At 42.7% G+C, this 21,786-nt stretch carries 16 protein-coding genes; 6 read left to right on the forward strand and 10 right to left on the reverse strand.

The annotated features are described in order from the left end of the window. Positions 1-518 precede the first annotated feature (518 nt). Both AC1D0K_RS25255 and AC1D0K_RS25260 read left to right on the forward strand, forming a co-directional pair. Positions 519-3,758 carry a SusC/RagA family TonB-linked outer membrane protein gene (locus AC1D0K_RS25255; protein ID WP_477441865.1) on the forward strand — a complete coding sequence of 1,080 codons (3,240 nt, stop codon included), beginning with the start codon at positions 519-521 and terminating at the stop codon, positions 3,756-3,758. A gap of 11 nt (positions 3,759-3,769) precedes the next feature. After that, a complete protein-coding gene (locus AC1D0K_RS25260; RefSeq protein WP_477391452.1) occupies positions 3,770-5,254 on the forward strand; it encodes a SusD/RagB family nutrient-binding outer membrane lipoprotein in 1,485 nt (494 codons plus the stop codon). A gap of 80 nt (positions 5,255-5,334) precedes the next feature. Here AC1D0K_RS25260 and trpC read toward each other — a convergent pair whose 3' ends face one another. The 10 genes from trpC to AC1D0K_RS25310 form a co-directional block, all read right to left on the reverse strand. Continuing rightward, complete coding sequence (gene trpC, locus AC1D0K_RS25265; RefSeq protein ID WP_477391453.1) at positions 5,335-6,117, reverse strand: indole-3-glycerol phosphate synthase TrpC; 783 nt, start codon at positions 6,115-6,117, stop codon at positions 5,335-5,337. Between the two features lie 334 nt (positions 6,118-6,451). Continuing rightward, positions 6,452-7,024, reverse strand: coding sequence for an anthranilate synthase component II (locus tag AC1D0K_RS25270; RefSeq protein ID WP_477391454.1), 573 nt, complete (start codon positions 7,022-7,024; stop codon positions 6,452-6,454). A gap of 79 nt (positions 7,025-7,103) precedes the next feature. Then, complete coding sequence (locus AC1D0K_RS25275; RefSeq protein WP_477441869.1) at positions 7,104-8,513, reverse strand: anthranilate synthase component I family protein; 1,410 nt, start codon at positions 8,511-8,513, stop codon at positions 7,104-7,106. A 234-nt stretch (positions 8,514-8,747) separates the two neighbouring features. Continuing rightward, positions 8,748-9,176: a cytochrome B gene (locus tag AC1D0K_RS25280; RefSeq protein WP_477391456.1), complete on the reverse strand. Its 429-nt coding sequence runs from the start codon at positions 9,174-9,176 to the stop codon at positions 8,748-8,750. 62 nt (positions 9,177-9,238) lie between these two features. Next, a complete protein-coding gene (locus tag AC1D0K_RS25285; protein ID WP_477391457.1) occupies positions 9,239-10,027 on the reverse strand; it encodes a DoxX family protein in 789 nt (262 codons plus the stop codon). A 143-nt stretch (positions 10,028-10,170) separates the two neighbouring features. Beyond that, entirely contained in the window at positions 10,171-10,794 is a 624-nt protein-coding gene (locus AC1D0K_RS25290; RefSeq protein ID WP_477391458.1) for a thiamine phosphate synthase, read from the reverse strand. Positions 10,795-10,931: 137 nt separating this feature from the next. Beyond that, positions 10,932-12,596, reverse strand: coding sequence for an alkaline phosphatase PafA (gene pafA / locus AC1D0K_RS25295; RefSeq protein WP_477391459.1), 1,665 nt, complete (start codon positions 12,594-12,596; stop codon positions 10,932-10,934). 144 nt (positions 12,597-12,740) lie between these two features. Then, complete coding sequence (locus AC1D0K_RS25300) at positions 12,741-13,898, reverse strand: acyl-CoA dehydrogenase family protein (RefSeq protein WP_477391460.1); 1,158 nt, start codon at positions 13,896-13,898, stop codon at positions 12,741-12,743. Beyond that, positions 13,855-14,505: a nicotinamide riboside transporter PnuC gene (gene pnuC / locus AC1D0K_RS25305; RefSeq protein ID WP_477391461.1), complete on the reverse strand. Its 651-nt coding sequence runs from the start codon at positions 14,503-14,505 to the stop codon at positions 13,855-13,857. Before pnuC ends, AC1D0K_RS25300 begins: the two co-directional genes overlap by 44 nt. A gap of 102 nt (positions 14,506-14,607) precedes the next feature. Continuing rightward, positions 14,608-17,061, reverse strand: a complete 2,454-nt coding sequence (locus tag AC1D0K_RS25310) for a TonB-dependent receptor (RefSeq protein WP_477391462.1) — start codon at positions 17,059-17,061, stop codon at positions 14,608-14,610. Positions 17,062-17,503: 442 nt separating this feature from the next. On the opposite strand from AC1D0K_RS25310, the gene aspS reads away from it, so the two are divergent. The 4 genes from aspS (at position 17,504) to AC1D0K_RS25330 (ending at position 21,782) form a co-directional block, all read left to right on the forward strand. Continuing rightward, a complete protein-coding gene (gene aspS / locus AC1D0K_RS25315; protein WP_477391463.1) occupies positions 17,504-19,249 on the forward strand; it encodes an aspartate--tRNA ligase in 1,746 nt (581 codons plus the stop codon). A 70-nt stretch (positions 19,250-19,319) separates the two neighbouring features. Then, a complete protein-coding gene (locus AC1D0K_RS25320) occupies positions 19,320-19,796 on the forward strand; it encodes an FKBP-type peptidyl-prolyl cis-trans isomerase (protein WP_477391464.1) in 477 nt (158 codons plus the stop codon). Positions 19,797-19,900: 104 nt separating this feature from the next. Beyond that, complete coding sequence (locus AC1D0K_RS25325) at positions 19,901-20,362, forward strand: FKBP-type peptidyl-prolyl cis-trans isomerase (protein ID WP_477391465.1); 462 nt, start codon at positions 19,901-19,903, stop codon at positions 20,360-20,362. Positions 20,363-20,474: 112 nt separating this feature from the next. Beyond that, complete coding sequence (locus AC1D0K_RS25330; RefSeq protein WP_477391466.1) at positions 20,475-21,782, forward strand: amidohydrolase; 1,308 nt, start codon at positions 20,475-20,477, stop codon at positions 21,780-21,782. The last annotated feature ends 4 nt before the right edge of the window (positions 21,783-21,786 follow it).

A 21,786-nucleotide genomic window follows, 5' to 3' on the forward strand; every position in this document is an offset into this window, starting at 1 on the left:
TTTTGGTTTGTAACATTTTAGTTGCTTTTAGGGAAATATGTATTAAATAATAGCATTTAATTTAATACATATTTAACAATAGCCGGTTTTTTGTTTCAGTTTTAATTATTTTTTATCCGGGTAAAATATCAGGCGGATGCATTGGATGCATTAATTGAGACATCTTTTTGCAAAAAGTATTTTTGAAGTAAAACTTTTTGATATTTATAATTCGTTTATTCTTAGTTAATTGAATTTTTTTTTCATAGATTAGTATAAAAATAAGCGGGGAAAATGCCTCGCGCATTTTCCCCGCCCTAATTAACTTTTAACTGTCTTATTATTAACTAAATGTTTTTTAGTTACGGAATTAGAACGTGCAAAAGAACAAAATATTTTATTATCGCAGCCTAAAAATATTCCCTGTGGTTAATAATATTTATGTAAAGGAAACGTTACACATATTAATTGATTTTATTATAAATCTCCTGTAGGTTTATTTCTTCTAAGTTTTAACCAATAACTAATCTATATTATTCATGAAAAAAAGTCTACTCACGACTTTGTGCATTTTGTTGCTTGCTATATCACAGCTATATGCACAAAACCATACCGTAACTGGCAAGGTTACGGCCAAAGAAGATGGTTTGCCAATACCCGGAGTAACGGTGAAAATTCAAGGAACTAATACGGGTGTTCAAACCAGTGCCGATGGAAAGTATTCCTTATCGGTAACCCCAGGTGCAGTTTTATCATTCAGCTTTATCGGCTACGTTACCCAATTAATACCGGCAAACGGCACTACGCTAAATGTGGTATTGATTCCTACAAGTCAGCAACTTGGTGAAGTGGTGGTAACCGGTGCGCTGGGTATTACCAGGACGCGTAACCAGCAATCATACGCGGCTCAGCAGGTAACCGGTGAAGAGGTCAGCAAAACACGCTCATCAAACTTTGTTAACGGTTTATCTGGTAAAGTTGCGGGTTTGGAAATACGCCAGAACAACGCGCTTGGTGCATCAACCAATGTTATTTTACGGGGGGTGAAATCCATTACCGGGAATAACCAGGCACTTTTTGTTATTGACGGTGTACCGGTTAATAACAGCAACAATAACAGTGCTTCTCAGCAGGCTGGTGATGGTGGTTATGATTATGGTAGTCCATCGTCGGATATTAACCCGGATGATATTGAAGCTGTTACTGTTTTGAAAGGTGCAGCGGCAAGCGCGCTGTATGGTTCACGGGGTAGCAACGGCGTTATTTTAATAACTACTAAAAAAGGCAAAAAAGGGTTAGGTATAACAGTTAACAGCAGCGTTAGTGTTGGTTCTGTAGATAAATCAACCTTCGCAAAATATCAGCATAGTTATGGTGCCGGTTACGGTAACTATTATAATGACCCAACGGGTTACTTCTTTTATGGAGACGTAAACGGTGATGGAAAAGCGGATTTGGTTACACCAACAACAGAAGATGCATCATACGGTGCTAAATTTGATCCAAAGCTGATGGTTTATCAGTGGGATGCTTTTGATAAAACGTCGCCCAACTTTGGTAAAGCTACTCCATGGGTAGCGGCAAAAAACGACCCTACTTCGTTCTTTGTTCACCCGGTTTCAAATAACCAAAGCATCCTGATCACCAACGGAGGCGACCAGGGAACATTTAAGTTAGGTTATACCAGGAATATTGAAAATGGCATCATCCCTAACAGCAGCATTAAAAAGAACCAGGTAGACTTAGGAGCGACCTACAACGTTACGCCTAAATTAACAGTTGGTGGCGCCGTTAACTTCTATAATATTAATGGACTTGGCCGGCCGGGTACTGGTTATGATGGTGCCGCCGCCAGGAACGTAATGACCAACTTAAGGCAATGGTGGGAAGTAAACAACGATGTACAGGCTTTGAAGGCTGCCTATGAAAGAACAGGAAAAAACGTTACCTGGAACTACGCAGACCCATTAAATGGCAATTTAACCCCCATATTTTGGGATAACCCTTATTATGTACGTTACCAAAACTTTGAAAGCGATACCCGTAACCGGTATATTGGAAATGTTAACGCGGTTTATAAGCCAGTTAGTTGGTTAACTATTACCGGCCGGGTTTCGTTAGATTCTTATACAGAGTTAGATGAAGAGCGTAAAAATGTAAGTAGTGTGGGTGTACCATATTACTCAAGAACCAACAGGTCATTTACCGAAACCAATTATGATTTGTTAGCTAATATTGATAAAAACATTTCAAAATCTTTCAACCTGAAAGCGTTATTAGGAACAAATATCAGGAAGGAAAATACCCAAAATATTTTTGCTACAACTAATGGTGGATTATTTGTTCCGGGAGTATATTCTATATCCAACTCCCTGAACGCTCCAAACGCGCCTACAGAATATAAAGGACTTAGAGAGGTTGATGGTGTTTTTGCGGGGGCAACACTTACTTACAACAATTTAATTACCCTGGATGCAACCATCAGAAGAGATAAGTCATCAACATTGCCAGAGGCCAACAATACTTATTATTATCCTTCGGTAGCGGGTGGTTTCATTTTCTCTGAATTGTTAAAAGATTACAAATGGTTATCATACGGTAAAATAAGGGCCAACTACGCGCAGGTAGGTGCAGATGCACCTGTTTATAGTGTAAATGATACCTATACTGTACTTCCTCCATTTGGTTCAATTCCGCAGGCCATAGTAAAAACAACCAAAAACAACCCGAATTTAAAACCGGAACGTACCAGGAGTGCTGAGGTTGGTTTGGAATTATCATTCTTTAACAGCCGTTTAGGGTTTGATGGTAGCTACTATCATACATCAACCTTTGATGAAATATTGCCGGTTAACGTATCAACCGCAACGGGTTATTCATTTAACTACTTAAACGCGGGAACGGTAGTAAATAAAGGTATCGAGTTATCTTTAAATGGCACTCCGTTCCGTACAAATGATTTCAGTTGGAAAATGACCGTTAACTTCACCAAGAATATAAGTAAGGTTACTGAGCTGTTTAAAGATGATCAGGGCCAGGAAGCTAAAAACCTCGAGCTGAACAGTTTCCAGGGTGGTGTATCTATAAATGCCAGCTTAAACCAACCTTTTGGTATGATACGCGGTACCGATTTTATATATGACAAAAGCGGGCAAAAGGTAGTTGGCGCCAACGGGCAGTATCTGCAAAGCGGACCTAATGCAAATATCGGCAACTCAAATCCTAAATGGGCAGGTGGTATTAACAACAGCTTTACGTATAAAGGTTTTAACCTTAGTTTCTTAATTGATATACGTAAAGGAGGTTCTGTATTTTCAACAGATATGTACTACGGTTTAGCTACCGGGTTATATCCTGAAACAGTTTATACCAATGATTTAGGCAACCCGGTACGTAATACACTTGCCAATGGTGGTGGCTTTATCAGGGCTGGTGTAACTGAAGCTGGGCAGCCAAACACTGTACGTGTAAGTGCAAGTAACTATGGCGCTTTTGGTTACGCACGTTTACCAGACAAGGCGTTTGTGTATGATGCAGGTTACATCAAATTAAGAGAGGCCCTTATCGGATACTCTTTACCTCAAAAAACGGTATCAAGCCTGGGCCCTATTAAAGAAGTAACCTTTCAGTTGATTGGACGAAACCTTTGGATAATACATAAAAATTTACCTTATGCAGATCCTGAAGAAGGCTTAACATCTGGAAACCTGCAAGGTTACCAAGTAGGCGCCTATCCAACCACACGTACACTATCACTGAATTTGAAACTACGTTTTTAAGGAAAAGAATTATGAAAAAATATATAGGTTTATTTTTACTGACGTCGATACTATTCTCGGCCTGTAAAAAGGATATTGCGAGTCTGAATAACGACCCAAAGAATCCGGTACTTGTTCCTTCTTATGCATTGTTTACAAATGCCGAAAGAACATTAGCCAGCACGATGACATCATCTAATGTTAACTTAAACATATTTCGTTTAGTTGAGCAGCAGTGGCAGGAAACTACATATACGGATGAAAGTAATTACGATATTACTACTCGCCCTATTCCTGATAATTTATGGAATGCCATGTACAGGGATGTACTTTATAATTTAGAGCGGGCAAAAACGCTGATTCCAACGGATGTAACTGGCGTTGATGTACAAAAAAATGAATTAGCTACTGCTGATATTTTGCAGGTATACACTTATTATTACCTCTTAACTACTTTTGGTAATATTCCTTATACCGATGCCTTGGATATAAAAAAAACTTTCCCAAGGTTTGACGATGCCCAAACTGTTTATAATAGCTTGCTAACCCGTTTAGATGCGGATATTGCCGCATTAAAAACCGGGGCTTCCGGATTTGGCGCTGCCGACGTAATATACGGTGGTGACATTACTGCCTGGAAGAAATTTGCAGCTACACTTAAACTTAAAATGGGCATCACTATGGTTGATGTGGATAACGCAAAAGCTAAGGCGGTTGTTGAATCCGCAATTGCCACTGGTGTATTTACTTCAAATTCCGATAACGCTAAATTTACATTCGTAGCAAGCCCGCCAAATACCAATCCTATATGGGTTGACCTGGTACAGAGTGCAAGGCAGGATTTTGTTGGCAACAGCACAATAATGGACCTGTTGCAACCTCTTAATCCTAATGGGACACCTAAATATCCTGCTGATCCAAGGCTTCCATACTTCTTTACAGTTAACACCGATGGTCAGTACGCCGGTGCCAATCCTGGTGAAAGTGCCACATTTAGCTTATTCTCAAAGCCATCCGGTCCATTGTTGGTAAAAGGCTCTATTGGCTCAATTACCAATCCTGATTTTCCGGCTACATTATTGGATTATGCAGAAACTGAATTTAACCTTGCGGAAGCGGCATCAAGAGGTTATGCAGTTGCTGGTACTGTTGCCGGTCATTACAACGCCGGCGTTACTGCTTCAGTAACCGACTGGGGTGCAACAGCTGGTGCGGCGGCAACTTACCTGTTGCAGCCAAATGTTGCTTTTGCTACTGCAGCGGGCAGTAATAATCTGCAAAAAATAGCCATTCAAAAATATCTTGCTTTATATAACCGCGGTTGGGATGCATGGATAGAAACCAGGAGGCTGGATTATCCTGTACTCTTAGCCCCCGAAACTGCGCAGACTGCTTTTCCTGTTCGTTTTACCTATCCTGTTAATGAACAAAATGTGAACCAGGTTAATTATGATAAAGCGGCTGCTGCCATTGGTGGCGATAAAGTAACTACCAAATTATTCTTTGATAAGCATTAATTAACATAATCGCTCAAACAGAAAAGAGGGAGTTGCCGGTGGCAATTCCCTCTTTTTGTTTGATGTGTTATGAGTGATCTTTACAACTTGGCTACAAAATCGCGCATGGCTTGTCCCGGATCTTCCTGCTTCATAAAAGTTTCGCCAATTAAAAAGCCATTATAGCCTTCCAGTTTAAGGTGCCTTATGGTTTCAGGATCACTGATGGCGCTTTCTGATATTTTCATGAACTCGGCAGGGATGTGTTTGGCCAGTTGGTAGGATGTTTCTACAGAAACGGAAAAGTCGGCCAGGTTGCGGTTGTTTACACCAATAGCATCTAATTTTGGGTGAATGCTGCGCTCCAGTTCTTCCAGGTTATGTACCTCTAATAAAACATTCAGGCCGATACTTTTAGCCAGCGTGGCCAGTTTATCAATTTCGGCAGGAGTAAGTATAGCGGCTATCAGCAAAATAATATCGGCGCCTAATGATTTGGCTTCTATTACCTGGTATTCATCAATCATGAAATCCTTACGTAAAACCGGGATGCTGTTTACAGACCGGGCTCTCTTCAGGTCGGCTTTGCGGCCCATAAAGAAATCACGGTCGGTTAAAACAGAGAGCGCTGAGGCGCCCGCTGCTGCGTAATCAGTCGTTACCTTACTAACCCTCACCTTGTCGTTTATAATGCCCTTTGAAGGCGATTTACGCTTAAATTCGGCAATTATACCGGTACGTGCAGGGTCAAGCAAAAACTCTTTGAACGAATAAGTTTCCCTATGGAAATATTCAGATTCTTCCAGTTCAACATATGAAGCGCGCTTTTTAGCATGCGCTACTTCCCTTTTTTTATTGGCAACTATTTTATCAAGTATCGTCATGTATCAGAAATCTTAAAAACTATGTCATTGCGAGCGCAGCGCGGCAATCGCGAACTTTACAGCGTGGATATATCCACTTCGCGACTGCTTCGTTGGCCCTTTTCTCAATGGCATATTCGTAAAAAAAGCCCCTTTTGTCATCCTTAGGAACGAAGGATCTACTCTCCACCATGCGTATTCGCCCTGTACAGTCTACGAATAAATCCTTCACTGCGTTCAGGATGACAAACCTTTAAAAATGTTATCTCTCCATCACCGTTTCGCGAAATTTTTCCCCTCGCGATAACGGGTTTGTTAATGTCATTGTTAACACAAAGTTATCATTATCCGTCAATTACCGGGTTAGCCAGTTCTGCATTATTTCTTTTCCGTACTCGGTTAATATTGATTCCGGATGAAATTGGACCCCTCTTACATCATATTCCCGGTGAGATAATGCCATGATGGAATTATCGGCCTCATCAATTGCCGTAACCTTTAATACATCGGGCAAACCATCGCTGCTTACTACCCATGAATGGTAACGGCCAACCTTAAAAGTATCGGGTAAGCCTTGAAATAATTCTTCCTGGCCATCAATAACTTTTATAGGTGTTGCAATGCCATGCATCGGCTGACTAAGATTGTACAGGCTGCCACCAAAAACTTCGGCGATAGCCTGCTGGCCCAAACAAACACCAAAAATGCTCTTTGTAGGCGCGTATTTTTTGATCACATCCAACAGTAGTCCCGCCTCTGAAGGTATACCAGGACCCGGCGACAGGATTATCTTGTCATAAGCATCCACATCTTCAATGGCAAATTTATCATTCCTCCAAACTTCGCATTGCAGGCCAAGCTCGTTAACCAAATGCACCAGGTTGTAGGTGAAGGAATCGTAATTGTCTATAATTAATATCTTGTTCATCGTAAAATTCTAAATCCTAATTTTTAAATTCTAAAACGAAGCCAGGCTTTACCCGCACCCCGCAACCGGCTCCCCGCCTCTACAGCTCCTCGGCCAGTTCAACAGCCCGTCTTAAGGCTGCTATCTTGTTATCAACTTCTTTTAATTCGCTTTCGGCTATGGAGCCGGCTACAATACCTGCCCCGGCCTGGTAATGCAGGGTATTGTTTTTACTCAGGAATGAGCGGATCATGATGGCATGGTTAAATTCGCCATTGAAACCCATATAGCCTATTGCGCCGCTATAAAAACTACGTTTCGCTTTTTCGTTTTCATCAATAAGTTCCATGGCCCGGTATTTTGGGGCGCCACTGAGTGTACCTGCAGGGTAAGTATCGGCAACTATCTTAAAGGATGATACACCCGGTAAAAGCTTGCCGCTTACATGCGACACCAAATGGATAAGGTGCGAATAGTATTGTACTTCTTTAAAAGCCTTAACCTCTACCTTTTCGCAATGCCTGCTCAGGTCATTACGGGCCAAATCTACCAGCATTACATGCTCGGCAGATTCCTTGGGGTCGTTCTCCAGGTTGCGGGCTATTTCGGCATCTTTTTCATCGTCGCCGCTGCGTTTAAAGGTTCCGGCTATAGGGAATATACTGGCCACATTGTTTTTTATCGTAATCTGCGCCTCGGGTGATGACCCAAAGATCCTGAAATCACCAAAATCAAAATAGAACAAATAAGGCGATGGGTTAATGGAGCGCAAGGCCCGGTAAACGTTAAATTCATCACCCTGGAAAGTGCGTGAAAAAGCTCTTGATGGTACTATCTGGAAAACATCGCCCCTGAAAATATGCTGCTTCATTTTTTCAACAATGGCGATAAACTCCTCGTTGGTAAGGTTTGATTGCTCGGCGGCGCTGCTTTTAAAGCTGTATTCAGGGAAGTTTTTATTTTTGATCAGATATTCCAGTTTCTCGATACCGCCGTTTGTTGGGCCGCCTTCGGCCTGGTTATGGAAAATGTACAGCTCGTTCTTGAAATGATCAACGGCTATAATGTAGCGGTAAATATGATATTGCATCACTGGTATCTGCCGGCTTACATCATCGCTTTGCTTTAGTTTAATGGTCTCAAAATGTTCAACAGCCTCGTGTGTAAAATAACCAAACAAACCATTTGAAATTATTTTAAGCGGATTGGCATCAGTTTCAAAACTGTCAATAAATTGGTTAAGCTGATCTATCAGCTCAAATGTGCCCGCCTCATGGCTCTCCTGGCTACCATCAGGGTACTGTTTTTTAAGGATACCATTGTTAAGCACCAGGCCGGCAATGGGTTCGCAGCAAATGTAACTTAAACTGTTTTCGCGGCTGTGGTAATCAGAGCTTTCCAGCAACAGCGAATTAGGGAATACATCGCGCAGGCGCAGGTAAATGCTTACCGGGGTGGTGGTATCGGCAAGCAGCTTTTTATGGGTAGTGGTTATTTTAAATTTGCTCATGTTATGTTTTCAAAAAATATGTAATAAAAAAACCCGGCGAATTGGGGTCGCCGGGTTTCCTACTTAGGTTTACAATTGATTAGATTTATCTCTGACCAAAAACGTATCCGGCTGCCAAATTTAATTGGTGCCACCAGCTGTTTTTATGTGAGTTTTTAATCATCGAGGTCACAAATTTATAAAGAAAAATGAATTATCAAATTTTTTTAGAAACTATTTATTTGCTAAATCCTATTAGCTACGTGGAATAAGTATAATACTCACCAAAATAATTAACAAAGCGATAAAATATAAGATAGCAATAATCTTATGCTTGCCTTCGGCAGTAGCTGCTTTTTTAGATTTGCTGTGGCCAATGGTGATTAAAACGATAGCTATTATCATCATAACCCAATGTTCAACAGTAAAATAACGGCTCACGGGATTTTTCATCGTATCGCTGGTGAACTGCACAAGCGGACTAACAAAATAAAGTACTATGCCAATAAGCAATTGTGTGTGTGCCGATATCAGCGCAAATAAAATGAGCTTGCGAATGCCATTGGTGTAAGGCTTTTGACCTATCCAGCCAATTAATGCGCCAATAATGGCTGCTAATATTAATGCCAGTACAATATACCTGAAACCGGAATGAAGATGTTGTAAAAAGCTATAAGCTGTCATGCTATGGAAATTTTTTTGTGAATATACAATAAAAGCAAAACAGCTAAAGCGGATTTGACTAATTACTGACCCGTTCCATTTTTTCGGGGCTTACATGTGCCGGCAATTAAAAATGCTATACCACTAAAGCCCAGGGCTTCAAAAACGCTGGTCCACTCATTACCGTCGCCGCTATGCGGATCAGCGATGGCACGTGGTATATGGAGTAGGATAAGCCATAAAAAGAGGGCTATGCCTAATAAAGTAGCGGCTAACTTTACTTTTTTCCCGAGTACGATAGCCGCGCCTGCTGCTATAAGGGCAACGCCGGCAAAGTATGTCCAGAATAAATGAAAGGGGATCCATGCTGGTACAAGCGTTGCTACAAATGTGGGGTAAACAAAGTGCATAATGCCAAAAACAATCATGGTGGTCGCAAAAAGGTAAGGGCCTGTAGGTCTTAGTTTTTCGGTTACCACATCAATGCCGCTTATTTTATGGGTGGGGAGTGATGTAGCCATAATAAAAGTGCCGCCACAAAGGGCCAGCATTTTAAAAGCATCGGTCCAACCACCCAGGTTATTTAAGTTGTGTTTGATGTTATAGGGAATATGAAAAAGTATCAGCATCAGTAACAATGATGCTCCCAAATAATCGGCCACTACATGGGCATTGATACCCGCTATGATAGCTATGGATATTAAAATAAGTAAGATGCTCGCAACGCACATGCAAAAAGTGCTTTGCCCAATAAACGCTGGCTCTGGTGGCATAATCACCGGCCTGAAACCGGTGTAAATAAATTGTTGTACGGCAATTGCAATGAGCGAAAAGGCAAAGAATGCCCGCCACACTTTATTATAGGTTTCCATAAGATTTGGAATGAGGTTTATAGAGATTTTATAATGCAATTTACAAAATTCGTAGCCTAAATTTATCTTACAGGTAAAAATATTAGCAAATAAGGTGCTGCATTGCCCTATTTATTTTGTTTAGCGAACAAAATTGAATTTTATTAAAAAATGCTTCTATAAAATTCTTTCACCATGGCAGCAGGATTGAGTGAAAGATTGATAGCTGATGAAACGGCTATACCATAAATGCCGGTTTTAAGCAGTTGCTCCACATCTGTTAATTGTATCCCGCCTACGGCAATTACAGGAATATCAACAGGTTGTTTTTCAAGCAGGCGATAGCCTTCATAACCTAATAATGGGAAATCATTGAGCTTGGTATCTGTATGTGCAAACGGCCCATATCCACAATAATCAACTACTCCCAGGTTTTGTATTTTTAACAGATCAGCCACATTTGTAGCCGATGTACCCAACGTTTTATCTTCACCTATTACCTTACGAATGGTTACCAGATCGGCATCAAAATCTTCTATATGTACGCCCTGGGCATCAACCCTGTCAAGCAGATCATAATGGTTGGTGATAATGAGTGTGGCCCCCCAATCATCGCAAATAACAGCCAGGTCATTTATTTCATCTATCAGCTCGTCATCAGATTTTGTCATGCAACGGTATTGTATCCAATTGGCTCCAGCGGCGCAAGCTATCTCTACCTGCTCTGTATGGCTGCGGTTTGCCATGTCTTGTGTTAGATAATGAAATTTGGAAATGTATTTTTTCATTTTAGATTTGGTGTAGGGGTGGATATTTTGCCTTGTTGCTATGAGTTGAAAACTAAAAAAGAGACGCAAATATGCGCCTCTATGTTTTATGTATGAATACGAAATAGCTCCGCACCTTGTTGCGGGGCATCCGTAACTTATTTTATTACTTCGCTAATGGTTTTGCCAATGTTGCCATCAGGTGCCTGTATGTGCAGCAATGATGCTACGGTTGGGGCAATATCTGTCATATGCGTTTGGCGGGTTAGGCTGCCATGATTAATACCCCAGCCCATAAATACCAGCGGGATATGTGTATCATACGGTGCCCAGGTGCCGTGTGTAGTACCGGTTGATCCGTGACCTGAAAAATATCCGGGCTTTAACACTACCTGGATAGCGCCACTATGCTCGGCACTATAACCGTTTATAATGCGGGTACGCAAATCCTCCGGAATAGTTGCCGCATTTACTCTTTGCATATCAACTGCAAATTGCACATCGGGTTGTTTTTGCAGGTATTGGATACAATCAAACTTAATAGCGTCCTCATTTAAACCAGCTTTTTTAATGGCCGCATTATTAAAGTTAACCTGGTAATTATCCATGCTGATCACCAGCTTATCAACTTTATATTTATCGTTCAGCAAGGCGTTCATTTCTTTTTGGGCCAGGCCATCATCCCATGTGCCTGCCGGGATCTTATGATCAGCCAGGAAATTTGGGTTATGTGCAGCGCCATGATCGGCAGTTAAAAATACCGTGTAATTGCCCTTGCCCACGGTAGCATCAAGATAAGTAAAAAATGAAGCTATGTCGCGGTCAAGTCTCAGGTAAGTATCTTCGATCTCAACCGAGTTGGGGCCAAACTGATGGCCAACATAATCTGTAGATGAAAGGCTGATAGCTAAAAAGTCGGTAACTGTATTTTTGCCCAGTTGCTCGCTTTCAACAGCTGCTTTAGCCAAATCAAGCGTCATGGAGTTACCGTAAGGAGTTGAGCGGATCATACCTAAACGGCCTTTATATAATTCAGAAGTTTTAACGGGCATGGTTGGCGCATCCATTCCGGCAAATTTGCCTTCGTATTTGCTGCTGTTATCCGGTGCGCTTTGCAGGTATGTTGCTATGGGGTAAAGGGTGTTCCAATCCTGTTTCAAATATTTTTCGGGGATCTTTTGATCGTTGAACTTTTTAACCCAGGCAGGCAGATCTGTCATGTAATAGGTGCTGCTTATCCAGTTACCGCTGGCATCATCAAACCAATAGGCCGCGTTTGCAGAGTGACCTGCCGGTAAAATACCACCGCGATCTTTCAAAGCAATACCAATAACTTTTGAGCGGAAGTTGGTTGCTAATCTTAATTCATCGGTAACTGTGCTCACCAGCAAATTGCGGGGCGACATCTGGCCGGCTTTTGAGGTGCTGCCAACCGCAGTAACTGTACTATCATCCGTGCAGTACATTGATTTGCCTGTTGCCTGTACAATAAAATCGTTGCCTGCAATGCCGTGTATAGCCGGTACTGAGCCCGTGTAGATACAAGTATGGCCCGCGGCAGTTACCGTTGGTATGTAATCAATATTGGTGTTTTCGCAGGTGTAGCCTTCGTTCAGCATGCGTTTAAATCCGCCGGTTTGGTAACGGTCATAGTAGCGGTAAAGGTAATCCCAGCGCATTTGGTCAACCACCAGGCCAACAACCAGTTTAGGGCGGGGTACTGAGGTATTAGATGGGGCAGGTGCAGCAGCTTTTCTTTTTTGTGCCGATGCAGAAACAGTTACTATAGATAAGGAAATAAGCAGCAGATGTTTAAACTTCATTTTTATTTTACTTTGAATCGGCCAAATATCAGCAATGAAATTAAATAGCTATGTGAAGTTTTTGTTAATTATAGCTTATTGTTACAAAAGGCCCCGGCCGACTTTCTCTCAAAAAAAAGGTCACCATGAGTAATGTTGTTGTTGTTAAGCGAGGCTAAATGTTAGCAACGAATGCTGGCTTGCGGTATGCAGATCACGCCATACCTGGCTAATTTCAGTATCGGGGTTTGCAGCGTGTAAGCCGCAATAGGGGTATAGCTGGTCAACACATTCGCGTGCTGTTTTGGCCAGTTTCCGGCTGCTTGTGCTTACTTCATTTAGATGGAAGTTTTCCCCGGTCAATTCTCCTTGCCAGGAGGCGTCAACAGCATGGTAAAAAACTTCGCGGGCATGATGTAGCTGCTCCGTTAGTTTGGTAAGTAATTGTTTTATAATCTCTTTTTGGGCGATGCTTAAACGTTTGCCCAATTGTTTTTCTTCAAATATTGGTTTGCAGAGATCCAGGAAATGGACCGCTAAGCCGGAGATATTGGCGGCAAGGGTTGCTTCGGCCAGTTGTAAAAACGGGTATTGATATAAAGGGGCATCAATTACGGCAAATTCGGGGTCAATTTTAAAACACCTGTTGGCATTAACAAAAAGATCTTTTACCTCATAGGCATCACTGCCGGTTGCCATCATGCCAATGTATTTCCAGGCGGGCAAAATTTCCACATCTTTCCTGTCGAAAATAAAGGGGAGGATCAGTTTAGTGCCATCATCATTTAAAACAGGTTCCTCACCATTTTTAATAATGCAGTTCGCTGTTATATGTGTGGCATGATGTACACCGCTGGCATATTTCCAGGTACCATTGATAATATAACCGCCATTGGTAATGGTTGCAGTACCCGTGGATGCCCCACTGCCGGCCAGGCATAAATGCGGATTGTTTAATAACTCATGGGCTATATCGGCAGATAAAAAACCGCCAAACCAGCCGGCCCCGCTGCATAAGGTTACCACCCAGCCTAAACTGCCGTTGGCCCAGGCCAGGCTTTCTTCCAACCTTACCATATCCGGTAAAGCAAGTTGCAAGCCTGAATAGACTTCAGGAACAAGGAATTTAAACCAGCCCTGCTCATATATCAACTTAAGTTGATCGGGATGCAACATACCCTGCTTTTCGGCCTGTGGTGCTGTATCGCGGATTGTTTTTACCCAGTCGGGTTTAAGATGATACGAAGGATGGTTCATTTTAGAATCAGGATCTGTAAATTTATGAAGAATAAACACCTTTTGTCTTAACTCTTGATTCTTCACTCTTTATTGTTTTCCCCCAGTCAAAATAACCCAAAAAGGCTATCACAAATAAAAAAATGGTGAGCAGTGCAAACATAGGCAGGTGTTTATAAAACAGAATAGGAATAGCAAACAGGTTTGATACGTTGAGGAATATCCAGTTCTCTATTTTTCGGCGGGCCAGCAGCCACATGCCTGCCCAGGCCGTTGATGATATCAACGCATCCCAAACCGGTACGTTTGATGGAGTAAAATATTTGGCAGGGAGGTTTTTGAGCAGTACATAAAAAAATACCCAGCCAATAACAGCTATTGCCAGGCTTATCATCCACTCGGTTTTATTGCTCCGGCTGATTTTTACCGGAGGTTCGTTGCGACGTTTTATCCAGTACCACCAGCCGTAAATGCTCATTACTACATAATAGGCATTGAGGATAGACTCGGCATAAAGCCCAACATTCATTAAAAGATAAATAGCTATAGCTGTGCCCAGGATGCCTGCGGGATAAAGCCATATATTGTTTTTACGGGCCAGTAACACTTCGGCAACACCCAGTGCAACGGCAAGCCATTGCACCCAGGTGGTTTCCTTTATTTGTTCTATAAAAAGAGAGAGCAGATTATGCATTATCGTGCCTCTTTAAATAAGTGAATTTGTCTCATTGCAATTCGTATCATCTACCATGCATTAATTCGTGAAATTCGCCCAAATTCTAACCATTCGCGTGTATTAAAAATTCAGGCTCAGTGATGCCATAAAATTGCGCGGCGCCTGCGGGAAATAGTAATTATAATTTACCACATGCCCGCTCTCGATATCTGGATAGGTAGCGCCGTTGGCCTCATACTTTTTGCTGAAAATATTATTAACCTGTAAACCCAAACCAATGTTTTTAACCGAGCTGATACTGAAATTATACCGCAGCCTTACATCGCTTGTAAAATAGCTTTTAAGGTAACGGTTAACCGCGTAAGGGTTGCCCAGGTTATCGGGCGCTATGTTAAACCCTGCGGGGTTTTGGTTCATTGTATTATCTAAATATTGCTTGCTCACATATTTGCTGATGAAAGCGATCTCGCCGCCTTTAATAGGGCTATAGCTGATGATGCTTGCCCCTGTAAGCGATGGCGAATAGGCAATTGTTGTTGTTTTAAAAGTTTCTTCAACCAGTGTGCCATCATCATAATTGGAGAAAAACTGGTGATAGTTCTTGATCTTGTTGGCGCTCCAGGTAGCGGTAAGTCCCCAGTTAAGCTGGCTGGTTATCCTTACTTTACCATCCAGCTCGACACCTGCACGGTAGCTGTTATCCACATTGGTACGAATCTGCGAGCCTACATCATTCAGCGCTCCTGTTAGTATCAACTGGTTTTTATATAGCATATAAAACGCGTTGATGCCGCCGCTAAAAATTTTGCCTACAGTGCGGTAACCGGCTTCAAAATCTTTCAGGTTTTCGGCTTTAGGTCGCTTTTGCGGAGGTGAATTTACATAATCATCCCGGTTTGGCTCATGGTTGCCTACAGCAAATGACGCGTACACATTGCTTTGTTCATTAAGCTGATAGGTGATACCCACTTTAGGGTTAAAAAAATTCAGTTCGGCGCTTTGCTGGGCATTTTGCAGGTTTCTGTCAATACCGTAAAAGTTATAGTAAATATGGCGATACTGCACATCGGCATACAGCAAAACATCATTCAAATGCCACTCGGCACGGTAAAAAATATTAAAGTCGTTCTTTTTGGCATGGTCGCGGTAGTATTCATAATTTGGATCGATACCCGCGCTCTCTTTGGTGTAAATTACGTTGCCATAATGCGCGCCAGAGTATTGGTTATAAGCGCCACCCAAAGTCATGTTCAGGTTGCTTTCAGGCTGATATTTTAACGCATAGGTAACGCCATAAAATTCATTATCCAACCAGCGACGGCGGGCCAGATCGGTATTGTTGATCGTATCTGTGCCAATGATCACCGGTTTTAAACCATAGTTGGTTACTGCATCCTGCTGGCGATACTCCTCGTAATAGCCTTTGCCTTTGGTATAGTGCAAAGCTCCGCTGAATGATAGCTTGCTGCTTATTTTTTGATCATACAGTAACTGATAATGGTTTTGCAGGTAATCATCAACCTGGTCTTTATAAAACGAGCCATCGGCCATTAAGCCCAGTTCATTATAAGTGCGATTGTCTGATCGGGTATTATCGCCTATCACATAATCGGCAATGCCGTTCCAGGCCTGGTAAGTACGTTCATGACCCGATATAACGTTGGCCCTGATGGTACTGTTTTTACCGTACCAGGCAGCGCTCAGGTAAAGTGATTTTAAATCGGACGTTGCCCTGTCAATATAGCCATTGGAGTGAATGCGCGACAAACGGCCATCCAAACTAAAATGCCCACCCAATAAACCGGTGCCCGCATTAACAGTATTTTTGATAGAACCGTAAGAGCCTGCCGATGTATTGATCTCGGCATAGGCGGTATCTCTGCGGGTGGTTGTTTGAATATTGATGCTACCTCCAAATGCGCCCGCGCCGTTGGTTGATGTACCAACACCGCGCTGTACCTGGATGTTATCCACAGACGAGGCCAGATCGGGCAGGTCAATAAAGTATGATCCCTGGCTTTCTGCATCATTCAACGGAATGCCGTTGATGGTAACGTTAACCCTTGTGGCATCAGAACCACGGATGCGGATACCTGTATAACCTATGCCAGCGCCTGCATCAGAAGTAGTAACCACTGATGGAGTAAGGCTTAAGAGGTAAGGCAGATCCTGCCCGAAGTTATTTTTAGCCAGATCTTTTTTGCTGAGGTTGGTAAAAGCAGTAGGCGAGTTTTTAACCGCCCGGGTGGCGCTTATGGTCACCTCTTCGGCAGCAAATGTATTGCTGTTGAGGGTTAAGTTAATAACTTCATTGGCGCCTACAACGATGTTTTTACTAATAGTTTGATAGCCAATGTAACTGGCATTAAGCTGATACTTGCCGGCTTTAAGGTTGCTAAGCTGGTACTTGCCGGCTGCATCTGCAATAGCGCTGGCGGCAGGATTGGTAATGGTGACTGTTGCGCCGGGCAGGGCTTCGCCAGATTGGTTAGTGATTTTTCCGGATATGGAAAGTTGGGCCGATGCCAAAACGGGCAACAGCAATACGGCGATCGCCAGGTAGAAAAACTTCAAAATGTGTAAAAACTTAAATTAGTTAAACCATCTGCTCACCAGGGTACAATGGCAGTACTCTTAACATGTTACCTCTCCCTACGCCGGCATTACCCGGATCAGGTGCAGCCCCCCCGCCCCCCTGAAGGGGGAGTAAGTAGGCTAAAGGCTGGCTTTAAACTAAGAACTCCCCCTTTAGGGGGCTGGGGGGCATGGGTTTGATCTCAGCCTGTCTTTCAGTTTGGTAAAAACAATATGTTTTTGATTACACCAAAGCAAGGCACCCCTTGAGAATTATTGCGCAAAGGTAGGGATTTAGTCCGAAAGTAAAAAAAGGTGGAAAGTATGCGAGAAAAGATGTATAAATTCCTGAGTAAAATGCCCAACTTTTGGACTTTCATTCTTCGGGATTTTCGGACTTCCAACTAAAAACTTACTTTTGCGAACTTTTATAAATATAGTTATGCTTAGAACTCACACCTGCGGCGAATTAAATATCAGCAACTTAGGCCAATCGGTTACTTTGTGCGGATGGGTACAAAAATCGCGCGATTTGGGCGGTACCACGTTTATTGATATGCGTGACCGTTATGGTTTAACCCAACTGGTTTTCAATACAGATACAGATGCCACCCTGCGCGAAAAAAGCCGCGAGCTTGGTCGTGAGTTTGTGATCAAGGTTACCGGTAAGGTACTTGAACGCTCCAACAAAAATACAAAAATACCAACCGGCGAAATTGAAATAGCCGTTGCAGATATAGAGATACTTAACGCCGCTAAAACCCCACCTTTCCAGATTGAGGATGATACCGATGGCGGCGAGGAGCTTAGGGCTAAATACCGTTATTTGGATTTGCGCCGTGCGCCAATACGCAACAACCTCATTCTGCGCCACAAAATGGCACAGGAGATTCGCAAATATTTAAGCGATCTTGAGTTTATTGAGGTAGAGACCCCGGTATTGATCAAATCGACACCAGAAGGTGCCCGCGATTTTGTGGTGCCAAGCCGCATGAACCCGGGCGAGTTTTATGCTTTGCCGCAATCGCCGCAAACATTTAAACAGTTACTGATGGTGAGCGGTTTTGACCGTTATTTCCAGATTGTGAAATGTTTTAGGGATGAGGATTTGAGAGCAGATCGTCAGCCGGAATTTACGCAGATTGACTGCGAGCTTTCTTTCATCACCCAGGAAGATATCCTGAATATTTTTGAAGGTTTAACCCGCCACCTGTTTACTACAGTAAAAGGCATCGATCTGGGCGATTTTCCGCGCATGCAATATGCTGATGCTATGCGCCTGTACGGTTCTGATAAACCTGATGTGCGTTTTGGGATGGAGTTTGTGGAGCTGAATGATATTGTTCAGGGTAAAGGCTTTGGCGTTTTTGATAATGCCGAGCTTGTTGTGGGTATTAACGCAAAAGGTTGCGCCCACTATACCCGTAAACAATTAGATGAAATAACCGAATGGTTAAAACGCCCGCAAATTGGTGTTACCGGCATGATCTATTGCCGTTATAACGAAGATAGCACGCTAAAATCATCAGTTGATAAATTTTACAGCGAAGATGAACTGACCAACTGGGCAGCGGCATTTGAAGCTGAAAAGGGCGACCTGATGCTGGTATTAGCCGGCCCTGCAGATAAAGTACGTAAGCAACTGAATGAGCTTCGCCTGGAGATGGGCAACCGCTTAGGTTTACGCGATAAAAACAAATTTGCACCACTGTGGGTGTTGGATTTTCCGTTACTGGAGTGGGATGAAGAAACCAGCCGTTACCATGCCATGCACCACCCGTTCACCTCGCCAAAACCAGAGGATATTGCCCTGCTTGATACCGATCCGGGAGCTGTGCGTGCAAACGCGTATGACCTGGTAATAAACGGTACCGAGGTTGGCGGCGGATCTATTCGTATCCATGACCGTGCTACCCAGTCCCTGATGTTTAAGCACTTAGGTTTTTCTGCAGAAGAAGCGCAAAAGCAATTTGGCTTTTTGATGGATGCCTTTGAATTTGGCGCACCTCCGCATGGTGGTTTGGCCCTTGGGTTTGATCGCCTGGTATCTATTTTCGCCGGTTTGGATTCTATTCGTGATGTAATCGCGTTCCCTAAAAACAATTCGGGCCGCGATGTAATGATCGATTCACCATCAACCATAGCTGATACGCAGATGAATGAACTTAAAATTAAAACAACGGTATAAATAAGTTTTTTTGAATTGTAGCGTTTGTTGTGGTTAAAGCGTATTCAAATTAAACTGATCTTTATTTAAAATGAAAAAAATTCTATTCTTATTTTTACTACCGTTAGCTATTTTTTCTTCTTGCTCAAAAAACAGCGATGTTGTACCTTACGATGCTGCTAAACAGGCGGCCATTGATGATGCTACTATAAAAACCTATCTTACCGCTCATCCGGAAATTACCAATGTGAAGGATACTTTAGGCGTTTATTACCAGGTTATTACGCCGGGAACAGGCGTGTATCCTACAGATGCATCAACAATTAATGTAAATTATACCGGCACACTGCTTGATGGCACCCAGTTTGACGCCAATACAAATTATTCCGAAAAATTACTGAATTTAATATTGGGATGGCGAATAGTATTGCCACATGTAAGAACCGGGAGTAAGGTTTTAATGCTTATTCCATCAGTTTATGGCTATGGTAACTATGCAACCGGAAAAATACCTCCCAATTCTGTTTTGTTATTTTCGGTTACGCTAATAGCGCCCAATAACCAATAATATTTTAATTATTAAAAGAGGCCTGGAATTGTTAATTCCGGGCTTTTTTAATTTGGTATATTTCCGATGTTTTAATACACCTAAAAAGGTTAGTGATTATTTGAATGAAGAATTTATTGTTACTGCTATTTATTGCATCCATTGCAATAACCTCCTGCTCTCGCGCACCGTCTGTTGATAAGGTAAAGCAAGCCAAAATCGATGATTCAGTTATTCGCGTTTATCTTTCAAACAACCCTATGATCAAAGCGGTTAAAGATCCATCGGGGCTGTACTACCAGGTTGTTAAACAAGGGACGGGCGCTTACCCCAACAGCAATTCAATGGTGACTGTAAATTACAAGGGTAAACTGATCAATGGCGGGCCCTTTGATTCAGCTAACGGCTTTTCCAGTTCACTTGATGGATTGGTAAAGGGCTGGCAAATAGGTATCCCACATGTAAAAGCAGGGGGTAATATTTTGCTATTTGTTCCCTCGGCTTTGGGTTATGGTTCAAGTGGTGGCGGCCCTATACCCGCAAATGCGGTTTTGATATTTGATATAGACCTGGTTAGTTTTAAGTAAACCATCAAAATTGGCCCGCCGGGGAGGGTTGGAGCAGTGCCTGAAATATGCTTACGCATGTGTTAGTACATTCAAAGTATTGTTCTTATATTAAGTGTTCCAAAAACTCCTTATGAAAACAAAATCGATCTTGTTTTTTTTATTGTTTGCAGTACAGGCATTTGCACAAAATGCTGCCCGCATAACACAGGTTAGTAACAAGGCCGATGCCCTAAAAGGCCAGGTAATTGCCTGGCGGCGCGATTTTCATGAGCATCCCGAACTTGGTAACCACGAGGTACGCACATCGGCTATTATTGCCAAACATTTGCAGTCGCTGGGTATCGAGGTGCAAACAGGCATAGCCACAACGGGGGTAGTTGGCATTTTAAAGGGAGGTAAACCCGGCCCGGTAGTTGCCCTACGTGCCGATATGGACGGGTTGCCTGTAATTGAACGCACAGATGTGCCTTTTGCATCAAAAGTAAAAACTACCTATAATGGGCAGGAGGTTGGCGTAATGCATGCCTGTGGTCATGATTCGCACATGGCTATTTTAATGGGCGTGGCACAGGTGCTTTCCACTATGAAAAGCGAATTGCATGGTACCGTTAAATTTATTTTTCAGCCCGCCGAAGAAGGGGTTGAACCCGGTCAAAAAGGCGGTGCGGAGGAAATGGTGAAGGAGGGTGTGCTTGAAAATCCTAAGGTTGATGTGATTTTTGGTTTGCATATCAACTCACAAACCGAGGTTGGCAAGATCACCTATCGCCCGGGCGGAACAATGGCCGGGGTTAACGATATGCAGATCATTGTAAAAGGACGATCGGCACATGGAGCCTACCCGTGGTCGAGCATTGACCCGATAGTGGTTGCTGCCGAGATCATCAATAACCTGCAAACTATTGTGAGCCGAAACATCAACGTTACCGAAAATCCGGCGGTTGTAACTATTGGTGCTATAAAAGCGGGTAATCGCTCAAACATTATACCCGAGAGGGTGGAGATGCTGGGCACCCTGCGCTCATTTACTGCGGCCGACGAAAAGCTATTAGTTGAGCGTGTTACACAAATAGCTACTAAAACTGCCGAAGCCCAGGGGGCAACCGCTGAAGTGAAGATACCTTACAGTAATCATTACCCGGTTACTTATAACAACCCGGAGCTTACCCAAAAAATGCTGCCCAGTTTGCAAAAAACGGCAGGGGCCGAAAATGTACTATTGCGCCCGCCGGTAACCGGGGCCGAGGATTTTAGCTTTTACCAGGAAAAAGTACCGGGACTGTTTATCTTTTTGGGCGGAATGCCTAAAGGGCATGATCCACTTACTGCTCCATCACATCATACGCCCGATTTTTATATTGATGAAAGTGGTTTTACTTTAGGTGTTAAGGCCTTGTGTAATTTAACGTTAGATTATATGGCATCCAAAGGGAAGTGATATA

Source organism: Mucilaginibacter sp. P1_A3 (assembly GCF_056406855.1).

Coding starts and splice junctions, on each gene's coding strand:
- AC1D0K_RS25330 (WP_477391466.1), top strand. CDS start 20,475: ATGAAAACAAAATCGATCTTGTTTTTTTTATTGTTTGCAGTACAGGCA.
- pnuC (WP_477391461.1), bottom strand. CDS start 14,505: ATGCATAATCTGCTCTCTCTTTTTATAGAACAAATAAAGGAAACCACC.
- AC1D0K_RS25275 (WP_477441869.1), bottom strand. CDS start 8,513: ATGAGCAAATTTAAAATAACCACTACCCATAAAAAGCTGCTTGCCGAT.
- pafA (WP_477391459.1), bottom strand. CDS start 12,596: ATGAAGTTTAAACATCTGCTGCTTATTTCCTTATCTATAGTAACTGTT.
- AC1D0K_RS25290 (WP_477391458.1), bottom strand. CDS start 10,794: ATGAAAAAATACATTTCCAAATTTCATTATCTAACACAAGACATGGCA.
- AC1D0K_RS25255 (WP_477441865.1), top strand. CDS start 519: ATGAAAAAAAGTCTACTCACGACTTTGTGCATTTTGTTGCTTGCTATA.
- aspS (WP_477391463.1), top strand. CDS start 17,504: ATGCTTAGAACTCACACCTGCGGCGAATTAAATATCAGCAACTTAGGC.
- AC1D0K_RS25285 (WP_477391457.1), bottom strand. CDS start 10,027: ATGGAAACCTATAATAAAGTGTGGCGGGCATTCTTTGCCTTTTCGCTC.
- trpC (WP_477391453.1), bottom strand. CDS start 6,117: ATGACGATACTTGATAAAATAGTTGCCAATAAAAAAAGGGAAGTAGCG.
- AC1D0K_RS25270 (WP_477391454.1), bottom strand. CDS start 7,024: ATGAACAAGATATTAATTATAGACAATTACGATTCCTTCACCTACAAC.
- AC1D0K_RS25320 (WP_477391464.1), top strand. CDS start 19,320: ATGAAAAAAATTCTATTCTTATTTTTACTACCGTTAGCTATTTTTTCT.
- AC1D0K_RS25260 (WP_477391452.1), top strand. CDS start 3,770: ATGAAAAAATATATAGGTTTATTTTTACTGACGTCGATACTATTCTCG.
- AC1D0K_RS25280 (WP_477391456.1), bottom strand. CDS start 9,176: ATGACAGCTTATAGCTTTTTACAACATCTTCATTCCGGTTTCAGGTAT.
- AC1D0K_RS25325 (WP_477391465.1), top strand. CDS start 19,901: ATGAAGAATTTATTGTTACTGCTATTTATTGCATCCATTGCAATAACC.